At 49.9% G+C, this 17,591-nt stretch carries 16 protein-coding genes; 14 read left to right on the top strand and 2 right to left on the bottom strand.

What is annotated here, in order from left to right; all coding sequences use genetic code 11:
• Positions 1-160: 160 nt before the first annotated feature.
• Complete coding sequence (ychF, locus tag D0S45_06510; protein TIH17306.1) at positions 161-1,261, top strand: redox-regulated ATPase YchF; 1,101 nt, start codon at positions 161-163, stop codon at positions 1,259-1,261.
• 154 nt (positions 1,262-1,415) lie between these two features.
• On the opposite strand, the gene D0S45_06505 is transcribed toward ychF, so the two are convergent.
• On the bottom strand, positions 1,416-2,339 hold the full coding sequence (locus D0S45_06505; protein TIH17305.1) for a DMT family transporter: 924 nt from the start codon (positions 2,337-2,339) through the stop codon (positions 1,416-1,418).
• Between the two features lie 157 nt (positions 2,340-2,496).
• Here D0S45_06505 and D0S45_06500 point away from each other — a divergent pair, with 157 nt between their 5' ends.
• Entirely contained in the window at positions 2,497-3,630 is a 1,134-nt protein-coding gene (locus D0S45_06500; GenBank protein TIH17304.1) for a DUF697 domain-containing protein, read from the top strand.
• A gap of 114 nt (positions 3,631-3,744) precedes the next feature.
• On the opposite strand, the gene D0S45_06495 is transcribed toward D0S45_06500, so the two are convergent.
• Complete coding sequence (locus tag D0S45_06495; protein TIH17477.1) at positions 3,745-4,176, bottom strand: PACE efflux transporter; 432 nt, start codon at positions 4,174-4,176, stop codon at positions 3,745-3,747.
• A gap of 266 nt (positions 4,177-4,442) precedes the next feature.
• Between D0S45_06495 and D0S45_06490 the strand changes: the two genes are divergently transcribed.
• From D0S45_06490 to D0S45_06435, 12 genes are all read left to right on the top strand, one after another.
• Positions 4,443-5,618 carry a CDP-glycerol--poly(glycerophosphate) glycerophosphotransferase gene (locus D0S45_06490; GenBank protein TIH17303.1) on the top strand — a complete coding sequence of 392 codons (1,176 nt, stop codon included), beginning with the start codon at positions 4,443-4,445 and terminating at the stop codon, positions 5,616-5,618.
• Positions 5,619-5,637: 19 nt separating this feature from the next.
• On the top strand, positions 5,638-6,324 hold the full coding sequence (locus D0S45_06485; GenBank protein TIH17302.1) for a phosphocholine cytidylyltransferase family protein: 687 nt from the start codon (positions 5,638-5,640) through the stop codon (positions 6,322-6,324).
• 24 nt (positions 6,325-6,348) lie between these two features.
• Entirely contained in the window at positions 6,349-7,035 is a 687-nt protein-coding gene (pseF, locus tag D0S45_06480) for a pseudaminic acid cytidylyltransferase (protein ID TIH17301.1), read from the top strand.
• A complete protein-coding gene (locus tag D0S45_06475; GenBank protein TIH17476.1) occupies positions 7,025-8,044 on the top strand; it encodes an acylneuraminate cytidylyltransferase in 1,020 nt (339 codons plus the stop codon). Before pseF ends, D0S45_06475 begins: the two co-directional genes overlap by 11 nt.
• 19 nt (positions 8,045-8,063) lie before the next feature.
• Positions 8,064-8,978 carry a class I SAM-dependent methyltransferase gene (locus D0S45_06470; GenBank protein ID TIH17300.1) on the top strand — a complete coding sequence of 305 codons (915 nt, stop codon included), beginning with the start codon at positions 8,064-8,066 and terminating at the stop codon, positions 8,976-8,978.
• Between the two features lie 6 nt (positions 8,979-8,984).
• The gene (locus tag D0S45_06465; protein ID TIH17299.1) at positions 8,985-9,734 is read left to right on the top strand and encodes a 3-oxoacyl-ACP reductase FabG; all 750 of its coding nucleotides are present in this window, start codon (positions 8,985-8,987) and stop codon (positions 9,732-9,734) included.
• A 9-nt stretch (positions 9,735-9,743) separates the two neighbouring features.
• Complete coding sequence (locus D0S45_06460; protein ID TIH17298.1) at positions 9,744-10,598, top strand: transketolase; 855 nt, start codon at positions 9,744-9,746, stop codon at positions 10,596-10,598.
• Positions 10,598-11,527 (top strand): transketolase family protein, encoded by a 930-nt coding sequence (locus D0S45_06455; GenBank protein ID TIH17297.1) that lies wholly within the window; start codon positions 10,598-10,600, stop codon positions 11,525-11,527. Before D0S45_06460 ends, D0S45_06455 begins: the two co-directional genes overlap by 1 nt.
• Before the next feature lie 9 nt (positions 11,528-11,536).
• Positions 11,537-13,081, top strand: coding sequence for a TIGR04372 family glycosyltransferase (locus tag D0S45_06450; GenBank protein ID TIH17296.1), 1,545 nt, complete (start codon positions 11,537-11,539; stop codon positions 13,079-13,081).
• Positions 13,081-14,286 (top strand): methyltransferase domain-containing protein, encoded by a 1,206-nt coding sequence (locus D0S45_06445; GenBank protein TIH17295.1) that lies wholly within the window; start codon positions 13,081-13,083, stop codon positions 14,284-14,286. Before D0S45_06450 ends, D0S45_06445 begins: the two co-directional genes overlap by 1 nt.
• 128 nt (positions 14,287-14,414) lie before the next feature.
• On the top strand, positions 14,415-15,644 hold the full coding sequence (locus tag D0S45_06440; GenBank protein TIH17294.1) for a phosphoribosylglycinamide synthetase: 1,230 nt from the start codon (positions 14,415-14,417) through the stop codon (positions 15,642-15,644).
• Positions 15,645-15,649: 5 nt separating this feature from the next.
• A complete protein-coding gene (locus tag D0S45_06435; GenBank protein TIH17293.1) occupies positions 15,650-17,590 on the top strand; it encodes a glycoside hydrolase in 1,941 nt (646 codons plus the stop codon).
• Position 17,591 lies beyond the last annotated feature (1 nt).

The raw sequence follows: 17,591 nt of genomic DNA, 5'->3' as shown, positions 1-17,591 counted from the left end.
GCCGCAACACGTGATATTATCTTTATAGATAATGAAAAAGACTTTTCACCTTTCACGGCACAATATCCCGGATAAATTTATTTTTTCATGCAACAAACGTTGCGTGTACGGGATGTTTGCGGCGTGAAAAGGAATTTATATTTTTTGAGGAGAATTTATTATGGCTCTCAGTATCGGTATTGTGGGACTGCCCAACGTTGGTAAATCCACACTTTTCAACGCCCTGACCAAGGCCCAGAACGCGGAAAGCGCGAACTACGCTTTCTGTACCATCGAACCCAACAAGGCTGTTGTGCCCGTCCCGGACGAGCGCATCGACAAGCTGGCCGAGCTGGTTAATCCCCAGCGCGTGCAGCAGTCCACAGTTGATTTCATCGACATCGCAGGTCTTGTTGAAGGCGCAAGCAAGGGTGAAGGTCTTGGCAACAAGTTTCTCGGCAACATCCGCGAAACTCAGGCCATCCTCCACGTTGTGCGCTGCTTTGACAACGACGACGTTATCCACGTTTCCAACTCAGTTGATCCCCTGCGTGATATTGATGTAATTGAGACTGAGCTGATCCTTTCCGATGTGCAGGCTCTTGATACCCGCATTGAGGGCATGAAAAAGAAGATCAAGGGCGACAAGTCTCTCGGTCCGAAGATCGCCGAAGCTGAAAAGCTGCTTGAACACCTCAACGAAGGTAATCCCGTAAACACCTACGGTGAGCTTGAAACAGACATCATGGACGAGATGCTCCGCGACATGCGCCTCATCACCGCCAAAAACGTAATTTACTGCGCCAACGTGGACGAAGAAGGCCTCACCGAGGACAACGATTACGTTAAAAAAGTAATGGCCCTTGCAGAAGAGCGCGGCGCTGAGTTCGTAAAGATTTCCGCCAAGATGGAAGAAGAGTTGGTCGGCCTTGATGAGGAAGAATACAACGAATTTCTCGATTCATACGGTGTAACAGAATCCGGCCTTGCCAAGATCATCCGCACCGGTTTTCACTCCCTCGGCATGATCAGCTATTTCACCGCCGGGGTTAAGGAAGTACGCGCATGGACTATCCATGACGGCGACAAGGCTCCCCGCGCAGCAGCAGCCATCCACACCGACTTTGAACGCGGCTTCATTCGCGCTGAAGTTATCGGCTACGACGACTACGTATCCAATAAATCAGAAGCAGCCTGCCGCGCAGCCGGAGTGCTCCGCTCAGAAGGAAAGGAATACATCGTAAAAGACGGCGATGTTGTTCACTTTCTGTTTAATGTATAAGTTGCCTCCGGCGGCCCTTCGGGGACCAAAGAAACTTTTTGGAAAAAGTTTCTCTGGACTCTTCAAAAACTTTTATTGAGCTTCGCCGCTTCGCTAGTTAAGACTTGCTTACAATAAACCCCGCAATATCTTGATTGATATTGCGGGGTTTTTCTTATCTTTTCTTCAAAACAATTACCCCGATCACAACCAGAAAACACCCTGCCCACTGCTCCATAGTCATGTATTCGCCTAGAACCGGAATAGCGACCAGCCCGGTCATCATGGGTTCTACGGTCAGCAGGATGTTAACCACTGAGGGAGACAGATGATTCAGACTGGCGGTGATCAAAGTCCAACCGGTCATGGATGGGCCGATGGCAAGGGTCAGTATGCAGGCCCAGCCTTTCCAATCCACTCCGGGCATAAAAATAGCCGCAGGATTCAGGGCTGTACCGGGTATTATCCCTTGAGCAAAAAGATTCAGAGGCAGCATGTAAATGGCTGCAATCCCAAAAACATGCATCATTGTGCTGAATGAACTTATGCCCCGCTTTGCGCATTCCCGCCCCAGAAGTGCATAGGCAGAGAAAAAGACGCTGGAAAGCAGCCCCAAAAACATTCCCATGGGGGTCAACGAAAAATCAGACATTCCCTGAATTCCACAGACTAAAGCGCAACCGAGCAAGCAGAAAAAGATTGAGGGGACAATACGCAGATTCGGCCTTTCCCCGCCCAGCCACCATTGAGCCAGCACGGTGATAGGCACGGAGACGTAAACCAGAACCGTAGACACCCCGGCCCCGTTAAAATAAACCGACCCGCCCCAGATTCCATTCAATCCAACTAGAACCAGCCCGTATATTGCAAGTAGCCCGAGATGCTCCCGCTCGAACTTGAGCTTGTGCGGTTTGAAAATACGCAACCCCGCCATGAGAATGGTGCTGACAAACAAATTCCGCCAGAAAGTGACCACAAAAATGGGCTGGGCGTAATCCACCACCATAATTTTTATAAAGATACCCACAAGGGAAATGAGTGCCGCCCCGCCAAGAGCCTGCGCTATTCCAAGACTTGCAGATGATTTAAGCTTGATCATTTTGTTTATCCTTCAATGTTAGTCGCAGCGCATAGCGCTTACGGTGCGGCACAATATTTCAACAGAGAAAAGATGCAAGGATAAATTTGACGTACTTGGGGGCTGGCGGCTAGATACAATTATTAAAAACAACACAGATACAGTGAGGATTAAATATATGTCCAAGGCCCTGCCGCGACTCATAACCGCCCTGCTGCTTTTTCTTGTGGGCGGATTCATCCTTTTCATGCTCAACCAGATCGCCGGACTGGCTCAGCTCTGCGCCGTATATTTTCCAGCCTCTCACGATTACGTGCTCTTCGGGCTGAGCGGGCTGTTCCTGATCATCTGTTTAAGTCCACTGGTTATTCATTTTTTCCGGCCCGGACCGCTGGTCATGCCCGATGATCCCACTCCTGCCGAGCAACGGGAATTCATCCGCAAATTGCGCAAAAGATTACGCAGTAACAGATATATCCGTGAGGCCGCGCTGCCTCTTTCCACGACCGAAGATTTAGACATTGCACTTGAGCACCTTGACCGTATCTCCACGGAAAAAATGAAAACCGTGGCTTCAAGGATTTTCCTGTCCACGGCCATTTCCCAGAACGGGCAGCTCGATTCCTTCATAGTACTCGGCACCCTGACCAAGTTGGTCTGGGATGTCTCCAAAATTTACAACCAACGCCCCTCTATGCGGGATATGGTCGCAGTCTACGCTAATGTAGCAGGTACGGCATTCTTTGCCAGCGCGGTTGAAGAACTGGATATTCAGGCCCAGATCGAGGCCATCATGTCTCCTGTACTGGCAGGGTCCGCCCTGGGTATGATCCCCGGTGCCAGCGGGCTAACTTCAATCGTAACCGCATCAATACTGGACGGTTCCACCAATGCTTTCCTTGCGCTGCGAGTCGGCATCATCACCCGTGGACATTTCAATTTCCATGCGGAAAAAAATTCTCCGGGCTATCGCCGCGCCGTACTTCGCGAAGCTGCAGGCATGCTCCTTTCCATCGCCATGGGGTCCACCAAAACCATTACTACTGCCTACCTCAAAACCATCACCGGAGCAGCCGGGGAAAAAGCAGCCAGCGCAGCAAAAAAAGTAGTCGACTCAACAGACAAAGCTTTTCAAGCCACCAGCAAGGCAGCCAAATATTCAGCCACACAAGTAGGCAAAGTAGCCCGCTTCGCCACCTTCAGGAGTGAAAAAACCGAAGAACCGGAGCCTGAACCGGAAACTATGAGAGAAAAAACAGGCAAGAAATTCGGACGGGTTAGAAATATGTTTAGGCGAAAGAAGCGAGAATAAAAAACAAACCCCGCAATATCTTTATTGATATTGCGGGGTTTCAATTTTCTACGACTTAACAATTAAAACTGCGAAGCACGTTAAAAGTTTTCCCTTCCCCAGCCGCCGGAGGCACTACGCGTTATCCGCAGCCACCGGCATGGGAAATACAATGTCATACACCCAGTTGTAGACAAAGGCGTAGACCAGAAAGAAAAGCGCGAACCCGAGATCAGCAATCAAAGCATGCCAGAGCGTCAGATCCAGCCACCAAGCCACGAAAGGCACGGTAAGGGTTAACAGAGAAAGCTCAAACAGGATTGCATGCAATACACGCATCCATGTAGGCCGTACGTTAACCGGCCGGTTCAGGGCCACCAGAGCCTTATCGAAAATCAAGTTGTATAGATAGTTACAGACCATAGCGGTCAGGGAAATGGCGATGCTCATAATCCCGATCCGGGTCAAATCTTTATCAAGTATCCATGATGCCAGCGGGGCGCAGGTGCAAAGTCCGATAATTTCGAATAAAAGGGTGTGCCTTATTCTGTCAGCTGTTGTTCTCATGAGGTTGAGAGTACTGCTGACCTGCTGCTGATTCAAGATGATTATACAAAAATATATCCTTATATATCAGAATGATATTAAAAAATAACAATAGTCACTCCGCTAAAACAATACATCCCACACTACCACTCACGGACTCTTTTCCTGAAATATTCAACCTTTGCATTGTTTTTGGCACTCAAATTGAATAAACTGTTCACAGGTGTCAGAAAACACACATTTTTTCCTCTTGAACTTAAACGGACTCAAACGGACAGCGCGAAATCATGCAACAAGACGAACTGCAAAAGCTGCGGGAATTATCAGCATCGGTCCCCAAACAGAAAAATCTGGCTCTGTTCTTCGGACGCGCAGGCGGGTATTTTATTGATAACGTCAAATATTTCTTTATCCACTGCGTGCAGCACCGGCCGGAGCTGCAATGTTTCTTCCTTTCATTTGATAAAAAGGAAGCAGACATGCTCAAACGCCAAGGACTATCCGCGCTGTACATCAATGACACAGAGACGCTTGCCCTGATGACCAAGGCCTCGCTGGTAATCAGTGACGATTTCAGCTGGAAGACTCAGGATCAGCTATGGGCATTGCTCAGTGAAGCCACCTCCATCCAGCTATGGCACGGCATCCCGCTCAAAGCCATCGGCTTCCCGGAAATCAACTCCGCAGTAAATATGAACCCTGAAAAGGCTGAGCATCTTTCTTTCGCCTATTCCGGGTACAATGCAGTGCTCTCCACTTCACCATATTTCACCAAGACCGCCTTCGGACGCGCATTCAAAGCCGATGATTTTCTGGAACTCGGTTATCCGCGCAACGATGTGCTTCTGCGCCGCCCCGGCAAATTCGATATGATAAATGCTGACCGCGAACTTTACGCCGAAATGGTCAAGTTTCGTAAACAAGGAGGCAAAGTGGTCTTCTTCATGCCCACTTTCCGAGATCTCGGCGGCGGACCGTTTGAGGACGGAGCCATTGACCTCGGCAAACTTTCGCAGTTCTGCCAGCAGAACAATATCCTTTTTGTCTGCAAATTCCATCCGTACCTGAGTATCGCGCAGGTCCAAATGCCGCCAAACATCGTGCTCATGAACCCCAAGAGCGACGCCTATCCGCTGCTGGGACTCTGCGATGCACTGCTGACCGACTACTCGTCCATTTACTTCGACTTCCTGCTTCTGGATCGGCCCATGATCTTCTACCCCTACGACCTTGAAGATTATGTGACTAAAAACCGGGAGCTTCTTTACGACTATGATGAGATGACTCCGGGTAGAAAAGTCAGAAAAGAAGATGATCTCTATACCGCTTTTGAGGAGATCGTGATAAATAATATAGATGACTTTGCTGAGGAACGGACAAAACTGAAAGAACTTTCCTTCACCCACTGCGATGGAAAGGCCGCGCAAAGACTGGGTGAACACATTATCGCCAACTATCTTTAACCCGCAAAGGGGGCAAACCATGAAAGCAATCATTCTTGCAGCAGGAATAGGAAGCAGGCTGAGCAGACCTTTCCCAAAATCACTTTCTGTGCTTCCTTACGGGGAGACTATTCTCGGTCGCCAGATCCGCCTTATGCGCGAACTGGGCGTCAAGGAAATTATTGTTGTAGTCGGTTTTAAAATGACCCTGATCATGGAACAATTTCCTGAAGTTTTTTACAAGTACAACCCTGATTATTACATCACCAATACTTCCAAAAGCCTGCTTAAGGCTGTGGAAGAACTTGATGATGATATCCTCTGGCTTAACGGAGACGTGGTCTTTGAAAAGCCGGTTTTAAAAAAATTCCTCAATGAAGCAAAAGATGAAAGCCGCATCGCAGTTGACCGCAAATCCTGCGGCGAAGAAGAGATCAAGTATGTACTCAACGACAAGGGATACATCACCGAAATCTCCAAGCAGGTGGTCAATGCCGAGGGTGAGGCTGTAGGTATCAACCTTGTGAAGCAAAAGGATCTAGCTCCTTACAAAGAAGCCCTGCGACGCTGTGAGGATCAGGATTATTTTGAAAAAGGTCTGGAATTCATTATCGAGGAAGGAGTCAACCTCAAGCCCGTGGATGTGTCAGAACACGCATGCGTCGAAGTGGACTTTGAAGAAGACTGGCAGTTTGCGGAAAAGACTTTCCTGCGCGCCGACCAGTAACTCTAAGTACGGATTCAAACATCAATGCAAATAGCAATTATCCCGGCCCGGGGCGGCAGTAAACGGATTCCTAAAAAATCAATCCGCCCTTTTCTGGGAAAACCACTTATAGCCTATACCATTGAAGCCGCCCGCAAGAGCGGCTTCTTTGATCATATTCTGGTAAGTACGGATAGCGAGGAATTCGCCGAAGTTGCCCGCGAGTACGGGGCCGAAGTGCCCTTCATGCGCCCGGCGGAACTGGCTGACGATTTTACCCCTACCCAGCCGGTGATTGATCACGCAGTAGACTGGGTCAAAAACAATTGGGGCGAACCGGAAAGGTATTGCCAATTCTTTGCCAACCCCTTTGTCACCGCTGAAAGTATTCGCGGCGGGTATAAAATGCTGCGTGAAAACAGGGCCAACTGTGTTTTGGGAGTTTCAGAATTCCCTTACCCTATCCTACGCTCTTTCAAGAAGAATGAGCAGGGCGGTGTTGAATACGCTTTCCCGGAATACGCGCCGTGTCGGTCGCAAGATCTTCCTGTTTTTTTCCATGATGCCGCCCAGTTTTACTGGATGGAGCTGACCGATTTCCCGGCAGATCGCAAGGAGGGATTAAACATGCCCTACTTCCTGCCCCGCTACATGGTGGTGGATATCGATACCGAAGAAGACTGGCACATTGCCGAACGGCTTTATCAAGCTTTCATGAATGATGAAAAGTAATGGTCCGGTCCTTTTTCTATGTGAAGCCGGAGCGCAGACTGGATTCGGGCATGCGGGCCGCTGTCTTGCCATAGCCGCAGCACTGCGCGATGGATTCGGGCGCGATTCCGTATTCAGCTTCCGGGGCGATCAGGCTGCTGAAGAAAAAATCAATGCAGCCGGATTCAGAACCATTACCGTTGAAGACTTTGATCTTGGGGAATTCGGCAACGAATGCGCCGTGGTCCTCGACCTGCGCATTACCCTTGGCCAATCTTTTTTTGAGCGCGCAAAGGATGCTGGCAAATTACTGGTCTCCATCGACGACCCCACTCCCAACAGATTGCACTGCGATCTGGCATTTTACCCGCCAGTACCGCAATTCCATGAGCTGGACTGGACCGGTTTTAACGGCACCATCCATCGCGGATGGGAATTTATTCCCCTGCGCAAAGAGTTCCGGCTTGCCCAAAAGCTAAAAGAAAAATCTTTCCCGCCCAAAATATTAATCACCATGGGCGGCAGCGATCCTCATAATCTGACCCTGAAAATATTGCAGGCACTAAAATCCGTGCCCCCACTGAAATCAGCAAATAAAAGCTGGCAGGCCGAAGTTGTAATCGGCCCCATGTTCAATAATCTGGACAAAATCAGCCGGATAACGGTAGAGCACGGAAAGAGAGTAAAATTATTGAATGAGATAAAGGACATGTCCGTCCCCATGCATCGCTGCGACGCAGCAATAGCATCTTTCGGCATGACCGCTTATGAACTGGCGGCCTGCGGGGTTCCGCAAATGCTGCTTTGCCTAAGCGATGATCACACCCACTCGGCATCGGCATTGCATGCATGTGGAGCAGCGGTTTCACTGGGAAAATTTGACCGCATCACTGACCAAAAATTGGCAGTAGAACTGCAAAATTTCATTTCCGGTCAGGATTCGCTTAAGTCCATGGCTGCAAAAGCTGCCGGACTTGGAATAGGGCAAGGGGCCATGAACATCGCAGCCCGAATTATGGAAGCCATTTAATTAAGCTTGGAGCACAATTTTGAGTGACAGAAAATGCTGGATAGATCACAGCGGCATAGTGCTGGATTCAATTGATGGATTCGATGTGATCCATTGCGAAAGCTGCGGCTTCAAGCACATCATTCCTATTCCCGATGAAGAAGAGATGAGCCGTATTTATACACGGGATTTCCATGCCGAATATAAACCGCTCATGATCCAGCATCAACTGGAAGATCAGGAATGGCATACAGCTACCAATAAAGCACGGCTGCAAGTCATTGAAAAACAATTGGGCCGCAAAGGCAGTCTACTGGATGTAGGTTCCGGCACCGGTTTTTTTCTAAAAGATGCCGTCAATCAGGGCTGGAAATCCAAAGGTGTCGAGCCATCAGACATGGCAGTGGAATATAGCCGTTCTCAAGGCCTTGATATTGAACACGCATTTTTTAATCAAAAGTGTGCCGATTCCATAGGCCGCTTTGATGTGGTCCATCTCTGGGAAGTGCTCGAACACCTGCCTGACCCGGCAGCTATGCTCTCTCTATGTCGGCAGGTGCTGAATCCCGGCGGGCTGATTGTCATTGGTGTTCCCAACGATTACAACAAACTGCAAAAGATCATGACCGAAGATATGGACGAGAAGCCGTGGTGGCTGACTCCCCCGCATCACATAAATTTCTTCAACCGCAGTTCCCTTGAACGGCTGCTGCGGCGGCTGGACTTTGAACCGCTGCATTATGAAATTACATTCCCTATGGAATTATTCCTGCTCATGGGCAAAAACTATTTGCAAAACCCGGAACTGGGCCGCGAATGTCACGCCATGCGCAAAGAGCTTGAACTGAACCTGACCCGCAGCGACAACCGCGATGTACTGGACAAGCTTTATAGCTCTTTTGCCGAGGCCGGATTCGGACGCCACGCAGTACTCATGGCTGGCAAAAAGGATTAAATTTACATGTTAAGATTAAAAGATAAAATCGCGCTGATAACCGGAGGCGGACGAGGCATCGGCAAGGCCATCAGCCTCAAACTGGCAGCCGAAGGCGCGCAAATGATCCTCACTTGGGTTAATGACCGCGCAAGCGCAGAGCAGACCGCAGCAGAAATTTCCAAAGACGGCGGCACAGCACGCATCCTGCAACTTGAAGTTAGCGATGCGGATTCCGTGGATTCCGTAGTTTCCAATATTTTAGCCAATGAAGGCAGGCTTGATGTGCTGGTCAATAATGCCGGAATCAATGATCCGCAGGATTTCGATAAGATCACCCCGGAAGAATGGGACCGCATTCTTTCGGTGAACCTGAAAGGGCCTTTCCTGTGCACCCAGCGGTGCCTTGAGCTACTCAAGAAAAGCAAGTCTGCAAGCGTGATCAACATAGGTTCGGTGAGCGGACAATACGGTGGCCCGCGCACCGCCCATTACGCAGCCAGTAAGGCCGGACTCATTTCCATGACTCAGGTGGCGGCGCGCTTCGGAGCAGAGTGGAATATTCGCTGCAATACAGTTGCCGCAGGACTGGTCATCTCAGATATGGCTGATGCGGGCATGCAGAATCCGGCAGTACAGAAAGCTGCCGAGAATGTACTTTTGAAACGGTTTGCCGCTGCTTCGGAAGTGGCGGACAGCGTGGCCTATCTTGCATCCGACGAGTCATCCTACATCACCGCCCAGACTATTAATGTCAACGGCGGACTGTATTTCTAAGGAGAGCAAATGGACCAGCACCAAAATATGGATAAATCAAACCATAAAGATCTTGAAAATTTCGCTGCCGAACTGCGCAAATCCATCATCACCATGAACTGCTATGCCGGGTCCGGACATCCGGGCGGTTCACTATCCTGTGTGGAAATCGTCAGTTGGCTCTTTGCAAAGGAAATGAATTTCAGTCCCGAGAACATGGCTGATCCCTGTAGGGATCGCTTCATTCTTTCCAAAGGCCATTCCTGCCTGACCCTTTACGCCGCTCTAGCGGAAAAAGGATTCTTCTCCAAGGATGAATTCAAAAAGCTGCGCCACGCCGACGGCATATTGCAGGGTCACCCGGACCGTATCAAAACTCCGGGAGTTGAATTCAACTCCGGCTCGCTGGGACAGGGTTTTTCCTTCGCGCTGGGTTGTGCTCTTGGTGCCAAACGGGCGAAGCGCGATAGCCGTACCTATGCTCTGCTGGGTGACGGGGAACTGAACGAAGGCCAAATCTGGGAAGGCTGCATGTTCGGCGCACACCACAAGCTTGATAACATTGTTGCGGTGGTGGATTACAACAAATTTCAAAGCGATGATCTCAACGAAAACATCACCGCCCTTGAACCTTTGAACGATAAATTCAAGGCTTTCGGCTGGCAGGTAATTGAAATTGACGGACATGATTTCCGCGAAATCGAAAACGCATTCTACCGCGCCCGGACGACTGCGGGCAGGCCGACCATGATCATCGCCCATACCGTTAAGGGTAAAGGAATTTCATACATGGAGAATGTTCCTAAATGGCACGGTAGCCTCTGCCCCACAGGAGAAGAACGGGAATGCGCCCTGCGCGAATGCGGATGCGAGGAGCTTAGCTAATGCAAAACATGAGAGACGAATTCGGCAAAGCCCTTGTGGAACTTGCAGCCATCCGCGACGATTTTGTGGTCCTTGATGCTGATGTAGCCGGGGGAACCGGAACATACCATTTCCGGGAAGCCTGTCCGGACCGCTTCATCCAGTGCGGTATTGCCGAACAGAACATGTTTTCCATGGCTGCTGGGCTGGCGGAATCCGGGATCATACCAATTGTGACCTGCTATGCGGTGTTTGCTTCCATGCGCGCACTGGAACAGGCCCGCAACTCCATTGCCTACCCAGATTTTAATGTAAAAATTGCGGCCAGCCATCTTGGACTTGACGTAGGACCGGACGGGGCGACTCATCAGGCCCTTGAAGATATTTCCATTTACCGCAGCATTCCAAACATGACCGTGGTCTCCCCGGCTGATCCCATTGAACTTCGAGCGGTACTACCCCATCTGCTGGACAGCCACGGTCCGCTCTATCTGCGCACCGGACGCAGTCCCCTGCCCAATGTGTTTGATGCCAACACTGTCTTTGAACCGGGCAAAGCCCAAGCACTTGTTGAGGGAGAAGACTGTACCATCATGGCTGTAGGCGTCATGGTTCACCGGGCAGTGCAAGCAGCTCAAAAGCTCGCCGAAGAAGGCATCTTCTGCCGGGTGCTGAACATGAGCTGGCTCAAGCCCATGGACGAAAAAGCGGTCATCAAAGCCGCCAAGGAAACCGGGGCCATTGTCAGCTGCGAGGATCACAACAAATACGGCGGTCTTGGCGGGGCGATTATGGAAATCGTCTGCGAAAACCATCCGGTCCCGGTGGAGCGGGTGGCAATTGATGATATTTTCGGCAGTTCCGGGGAGCCGGAAGACCTTGCCCGCGAATATGGATTAATGCCTGAGGACATCGCTACTGCGGTGCGCCGGGTCCTGAAACGGAAGTAACGGAGTACAATGTCAGACCGCAAACGTCTGCTCATCATCGGCACAGCCCAGCAATGCCACATCAGGGATTTCCTTAGCAGCGTGGACCGCAGTAAAATGGAAATCCTGCTCCTGCTTCCTGAGCGGGACCGGGGAGCTTTTGACAATGAAAAGACCGTCTTTTTCTCCGGTACATTCCATCCCTTTTTCCCACCCTTGTTAAAAGCAATGCTCACTTTCAGGCCACATGAAATTGTCATCGTCTGTGGTATGACCTACGACCACGACAACGTGGTTCGAGCGGTTTCTTTTTATACAAATTTCTATAACCTGCGCATCCAAACCTGCGTCAAAAACAAGCTAATTCCGGCAGATCCGGCATTACAACCCAACCCGATAAAAGAATTCTCAAAATGGATTTCACTGGGCACACTGGCCCTGCTGATCAAAGCATTCTCCCTTTTCAAAACTGTCCGGGTAGCTGAGATATACTCCTCCCGATTGGGCCATCTGGCTCTTGATTGTGAAACCTACCTCTCAGAAAAAGAACTGGGGCGCCATGATGGTTATCTGGATCTGTTCTGTTTTAAAGATGGGCAGATTGCGAACAAAACTCTCGGCAAACTCTTTGCCCGCAACATGCAGATCTGTAACTGCAACCGTTACCTGCTGGAAGCAGTAAAAATTTTCAATCTCACGGAGAAACATGAGCTACTCCTGAATACCCGGACCATATCCTTTGCCCGTGATTATGAATGTGTCATCCAGCAAACGCATACCCATGTTGCTTTCACGGAAGAAGAAAGCAAAAGAGGTAAACGCGAACTAAAGGAACTCGGCCTGGATCCGAATCGTCCGCACGTATGTTTGCTGGGCCGGGATAACGCCTTCCTGCAACAGACCATGCCCGAAAGTGACGGGGACATGCAGGAACCCCGCAATATGGAAATTTCTACGTTCAAAGCCGGAGCCGAGGAGTTGCTGAGACTCGGTTACAACGTAATAAGAATCGGCAGTATTGTTCAGAAGCCGCTTGAAATCGAGCATCCCAATTTTGTGGACTACGCATGGAGTGGAAAGCAAAACGACTTCATGGATATCTACCTGCCCGCCACCTGTACATTTTTTGTCGGCGTACAGAGCGGCCCCATGCATGTGGCCAATGTCTTCCGCATTCCCTGCTTGCGGATCAATGTGGCCCGGCTGGAAATTATCGAATACTGCTCACCGGAAGATTTAGCCCTGTTCAAGCTCATCCAATCGAAATCCACAGGACGGATTATAAGCGTTCCTGAGATAATCAAAGCCGGAATCAGCAAATGGCCCATTGAAAACTTTGCAGATTCCGATTTTGCGGTTATTGACAATACAGAAGATGAACTGCTGAAAGCAATAAAGGAAATGAATCTGCGGATAAACGGCAAATGGCAAACAACTGAAGAAGAAAAAAAGTTGCAACGGTGCTACCTATCACACTTGAAAACTTCAGAATACAACGCACGTTTTGAAACCCCGATAAGTACTTATTTTCTGCAAACGCACACGGACGAACTATTTAACTGGAAGGACAGCTGATGGATACTCCGATTATTCTGGTACAGGCGGCATCAAGGGCATGGAGCGGCGCACCGGACTGGTGCATGAACGAAGTTGACGGTCGCCCCGTAGTGGCCCTGACAGTTGAAAGCGCACTGAAGGAATTTCCCAAGGCGGATGTTCGAATCATCGCACCTGAATTTGATCTTGGCGGTAGACTGAATGAACTGCCCGACATGTTCCCGGAACACAAGATTTCTGTCTTCTACGGTCACGATGAAAGTCCGCTGGAGCGTATGATCGCAGCCCTTGACGGAGAAGAGGAAGATTCCTTGTTCATCCGGGTGGACGGATTGCACTTCGGATGGCTCGCAGAACATGCCCGGACCATGCTGGAGCTGGCAGATAAAGAAGGTCTGGACTGTGTTAAAACCGAAGACGATTTCCCCATCCAGCTCACCGCAGATATTTACAGGCTGAGTGCACTCAAAAAAGCACTTGCCATTCTGGAAGAGCGGCCCAACGGAGCACCCTACCGGGTCCACCCTAAATTTTTCATGTTCTGCGAAAATGGAAATTTCAAATGCTCCCGTTTTGCTCCTCCGGCTGTAAGCGAAGAATGGCTGAAAAAATGCCGCAAAACCGCAGAGCAGGTCTATGTGGCCGGGAACATGAATGTGGGTCAGCACAGAGGAATCAGTGCCGGAGACCAGCTTACATTTCATTACGAACTTGCCCTTGATTACATTAATTCAGAAGCTCTGGTTCTGGACTGTGCATGTGGTCCCGGTTACGGTTCAAGGATGCTTGCCCATAAGGCCCAGAAAGTCATCGCCACAGATTTGGATATTGAAACAGTGCGCCTTGCCTCATCCGGTAAATATTTTGATAACATCACCTTCCAGACCGGGGATGCGACCTCGCTCAGTTTCGAAGACAATTCCTTTGACGCGGTAACCAGTTTTGAAACCGTGGAGCACGTCAACCCGGCTCCTTTTTTTAAGGAAATGGAACGGGTACTTAAACCGGGCGGACTGCTCATCCTGAGTACTCCCCAGAACAGTCTTGGACATATTCCGGTCAATTCCCAGCATTTGCATGAATTTTCATTGCAGGAAATCAGCGGGCTTTGTTCCGAACATTTTGAAATTATGCAGACCACAGGCATCAAGCAGGGACGCATTGTCTTTCCTGATGACCCCAAAGGCCAGAATACTTTTATGGTCTGCCGCAAGACGGCTTAGAAAGAATGCCTTCGGCGACCCCGCCGGGGGCCTTAAACCCTTTTTGAAAAAAGGGTTTAAGAATCCCAAAAACTTTTATTAAGGCTTCGCCGCTTCAAATGACTAACCGTCATAGGCAAGAATAATTTATGCGCAAGACATTAATTGTGATCGGAGCTGGGTTGGAATCCATTCCGGTTTTCCAAAGAGCAAAAGATATGGGATTGCATGTTGTGGCGGTAGACGCCAACCCGCAGGCTCCCGGATTCGCTCATGCCCATGATCCGGTTATCGGTTGTGTCTACACCCCGGAAAAATCGGTTGCCACCCTGATTGAATGGTCTCATACAGGCGGCAAGCCGCATGGTGTCATCTGCGCGGCTGTTGATGCTCCGGCTACAGTTGCGGCTGTGGCTGATCATTTTGGTTTAACTGCGGTCAGCGCGGAAACGGCCCGTCTGGCAACAGACAAAAAAGCCATGAAGGACCGTTTCAAGGAACGGGGAATCCCCATCCCCTGGTATCAGGAAATTTTCAACGCGGATGAGCTGACCCGGATTCTGGATGAACGGCGGGAAACGCTAGTCATCAAGCCTGTGGACAGCCGGGGCGCGCGTGGTGTGCTGCGTCTTGTTTATGGGGCAACGGATATGCCTGATCCCAAATGGGCATTTGAATGTTCCAAAAATGAATCACCCAGCGGGCGGGTTATGGTAGAAAAGCATCTCGACGGGCCGCAAATCAGCACTGAAGGTTTTGTGGTCAACGGGCAGCCCTTTTGTCCCGGATTCTCGGACCGCAACTATGAATTTCTTGATCGTTACGCCCCCAATATAATTGAGAACGGTGGAGATCTACCTTCATTCCTACCACTGGATGTTCAAACTGCGGTAAAAGACCTCTCCGGGCAGGCAGCCATAGCTCTCGGCATTGAAAACAGTATATTCAAAGGCGACATGGTTGTGCATGATGGCAAACCTTATGTCATCGAAATGGCAGCCCGCCTTTCTGGAGGCTATTTCTGTTCCCATGAAATCCCATGGAACACGGGAGTAGACTTTGTAGGTACCGCTATCCGGCTGGCCCTGGGTGAAACTCCCCATGCCCAAGACATGACGCCCTCATTTCAAAAAGGAGTGGCCCAGCGTTACCTCTTTCCCAAACCGGGCAAAGTAATTGCCATCGAAGGCGTTGAAGAAGCAAAAAAAATGAACGGAATCAGCATGGTGGAAATCCGTACTGTTGTGGGTGAAACTATTTCACCAGCAACATCCCATCCGGCCCGTGCCGGAGTAGTCATGGCCAGAGCTGAAACCCGCGAAGAAGCCGTCAAACAAGTTGAAGCGGCAGTAGTCCCAATTAAAATCATCACCGAATAGTTGATATGAAAATTTTTGCCATATTTCATCTTAACCTCATGTTTTCTTCCATTCCCGAAGAAAGCCGGACAGAGGTCATCAAGCGCTGCTACTGGCCGCTTTTAAGGTTGGTCGATAAAGGCTTTCCGCTGGGCATTGAAGCTTCAGGAATCACCCTTGAAATTATCCGTGACCTTGATCCTGAATGGATTACAAATTTCAAAACCCTGCTCCATGAGGGTAAGACCGAATTCATCGGCAGCGGCTACGGACAAATAATAGGTCCCCTTGTACCGTCCTCGGTAAACCTAGCCAACCTTGCGCTGGGCATGCAGAGCGGGCAGAAAATTTTAGATACTGTTTCGCAAATAGCACTGGTCAATGAACAGGCTTGGTCCGCCGGCATGGTTAAGCACTATCTTAAGGCCGGATACAAAGCTATTTTCATGGATTACGACAATCCGGCCCGCTACGCTGAGTGGGATGAGCACATCCAACATTTTCCCCAGCAAGCCAAAGGGACCAACGGTGAATCTATTCCGGTGATCTGGAGCCGCTCCATGGTTTTTCAAAAGCTGCAACGGTTCGCCCACCGAGAGCTGGAACTACCCGAATATCTTGATTATGTGGAAGGTCTGGGAACAGGCGAAGGCTGGCTGCCCATCTACGGCAATGATGCTGAGATTTTTGATTTCCGTCCCCGCCGCTACAAGAATGAAGCCGTGCAGGAAGCAGAAAGCGAATGGAAGCTGATACGGCAAGTTTTTGAAACCTTGCAGCAGCGCGGCCATAAATTCCAACTGCCATCAGCGGTACTGGATGGCCTAAATCATACGTTGGGTGGCAATAAACTGGACCTGAGCTGTGCAAGTCAGCCCATCCCGGTCAAAAAGCAAAGCAAATACAACATTACCCGCTGGGCACTCAGCGGACGCAACGATTTCCAACTAAACTCCCTCTGCCGGGCGGTCTGCCATAAACTTGAACAAGACTTCCCTTTCTGCACAGATAATGAAGAAAAATGGCGCGAACTATGTTTCTGCTGGTCCAGTGACCTGCGCACCCACATCACCGGAAAACGGTACGCTGAAGCAAGTGAAAAGCTGGAACAACTGGCCTTTGAAACCAAATCTGCTGTCCGAGAACCGTATTTTCAAATCTCCGGCACCCCGGCATCGAAGCACGGCCGCATGCTAAAGTTGAAGACGGAAAGCGCATCCGTGACCCTGAACACCGCCAAAGGTTTAGCCGTACAGAAAGCACACTTTCCCTCCCACGAGAACATTCCATCATTCGGAACCCTTGAACACGGATATTTTGAAGAAATAGACCTTGGCGCGGACTTCTTTTCCGGTCATATAATTATGGAAGGTCCGGGAATCCCCAAGGACACCGATCTGGCCCGGAGAACTCCGTTAATTGATGAAAGTGATGAATTCATCACCGCTTCCTGCTCCATTGATCTTTATCAGGGCATGCTCGATAAGGCAGTGCGTATCCATAAAAACTGTGAACAGATCGATATTCTTTACCGCTTTGCACTGGATTGCAGACCTCCTGGATTCGCGCGCATCGGACACGTCACCCTGCTTACCGCAGACATGGACCCGACCAAACTTTTCTACTCCACATCCAACGGCGGCAAGGAAGAAAAGTTCCCGCTGAACGGGCTTACTTTTGATCACAGCGACAATATTTCATTTGCAGTCTCGGCCTCACAGGGGCTGGGCATGACTGACTCAAAGATAGTTCTGGGCGGCGCGGAACGGGCTTTGGAAATCAGCCCGCTTTACCCGGAACATGGTTTTATCGGGATGATCAAATGCAGACAGGCCGCACCATCACCCTTTGTGAGGGTATTTTTTTCCATGCAGGAAATGGACGAAACCAGCTTGCGCGGATGCGGCCCTGACCCCAAATTCACCTTCAGCACCGGATTCAGCATTAAGCCCCGTCCCGGAGAATAAT

Source organism: Marinifilum sp. JC120 (assembly GCA_004923195.1).
Classification (GTDB): domain Bacteria; phylum Desulfobacterota; class Desulfovibrionia; order Desulfovibrionales; family Desulfovibrionaceae; genus Maridesulfovibrio.
The sequence above is the reverse complement of the archived record's forward strand: the minus strand, read 5'-3'. Positions and strand labels throughout refer to the sequence as shown.

Excerpts from the sequence above, each read along its gene's own strand:
- ychF (TIH17306.1), top strand. The coding sequence starts at position 161 with ATGGCTCTCAGTATCGGTATTGTGGGACTGCCCAACGTTGGTAAATCC.
- D0S45_06505 (TIH17305.1), bottom strand. The coding sequence starts at position 2,339 with ATGATCAAGCTTAAATCATCTGCAAGTCTTGGAATAGCGCAGGCTCTT.
- D0S45_06500 (TIH17304.1), top strand. The coding sequence starts at position 2,497 with ATGTCCAAGGCCCTGCCGCGACTCATAACCGCCCTGCTGCTTTTTCTT.
- D0S45_06495 (TIH17477.1), bottom strand. The coding sequence starts at position 4,176 with ATGAGAACAACAGCTGACAGAATAAGGCACACCCTTTTATTCGAAATT.
- D0S45_06490 (TIH17303.1), top strand. The coding sequence starts at position 4,443 with ATGCAACAAGACGAACTGCAAAAGCTGCGGGAATTATCAGCATCGGTC.
- D0S45_06485 (TIH17302.1), top strand. The coding sequence starts at position 5,638 with ATGAAAGCAATCATTCTTGCAGCAGGAATAGGAAGCAGGCTGAGCAGA.
- pseF (TIH17301.1), top strand. The coding sequence starts at position 6,349 with ATGCAAATAGCAATTATCCCGGCCCGGGGCGGCAGTAAACGGATTCCT.
- D0S45_06475 (TIH17476.1), top strand. The coding sequence starts at position 7,025 with ATGAAAAGTAATGGTCCGGTCCTTTTTCTATGTGAAGCCGGAGCGCAG.
- D0S45_06465 (TIH17299.1), top strand. The coding sequence starts at position 8,985 with ATGTTAAGATTAAAAGATAAAATCGCGCTGATAACCGGAGGCGGACGA.
- D0S45_06460 (TIH17298.1), top strand. The coding sequence starts at position 9,744 with ATGGACCAGCACCAAAATATGGATAAATCAAACCATAAAGATCTTGAA.
- D0S45_06455 (TIH17297.1), top strand. The coding sequence starts at position 10,598 with ATGCAAAACATGAGAGACGAATTCGGCAAAGCCCTTGTGGAACTTGCA.
- D0S45_06450 (TIH17296.1), top strand. The coding sequence starts at position 11,537 with ATGTCAGACCGCAAACGTCTGCTCATCATCGGCACAGCCCAGCAATGC.
- D0S45_06445 (TIH17295.1), top strand. The coding sequence starts at position 13,081 with ATGGATACTCCGATTATTCTGGTACAGGCGGCATCAAGGGCATGGAGC.
- D0S45_06440 (TIH17294.1), top strand. The coding sequence starts at position 14,415 with ATGCGCAAGACATTAATTGTGATCGGAGCTGGGTTGGAATCCATTCCG.
- D0S45_06435 (TIH17293.1), top strand. The coding sequence starts at position 15,650 with ATGAAAATTTTTGCCATATTTCATCTTAACCTCATGTTTTCTTCCATT.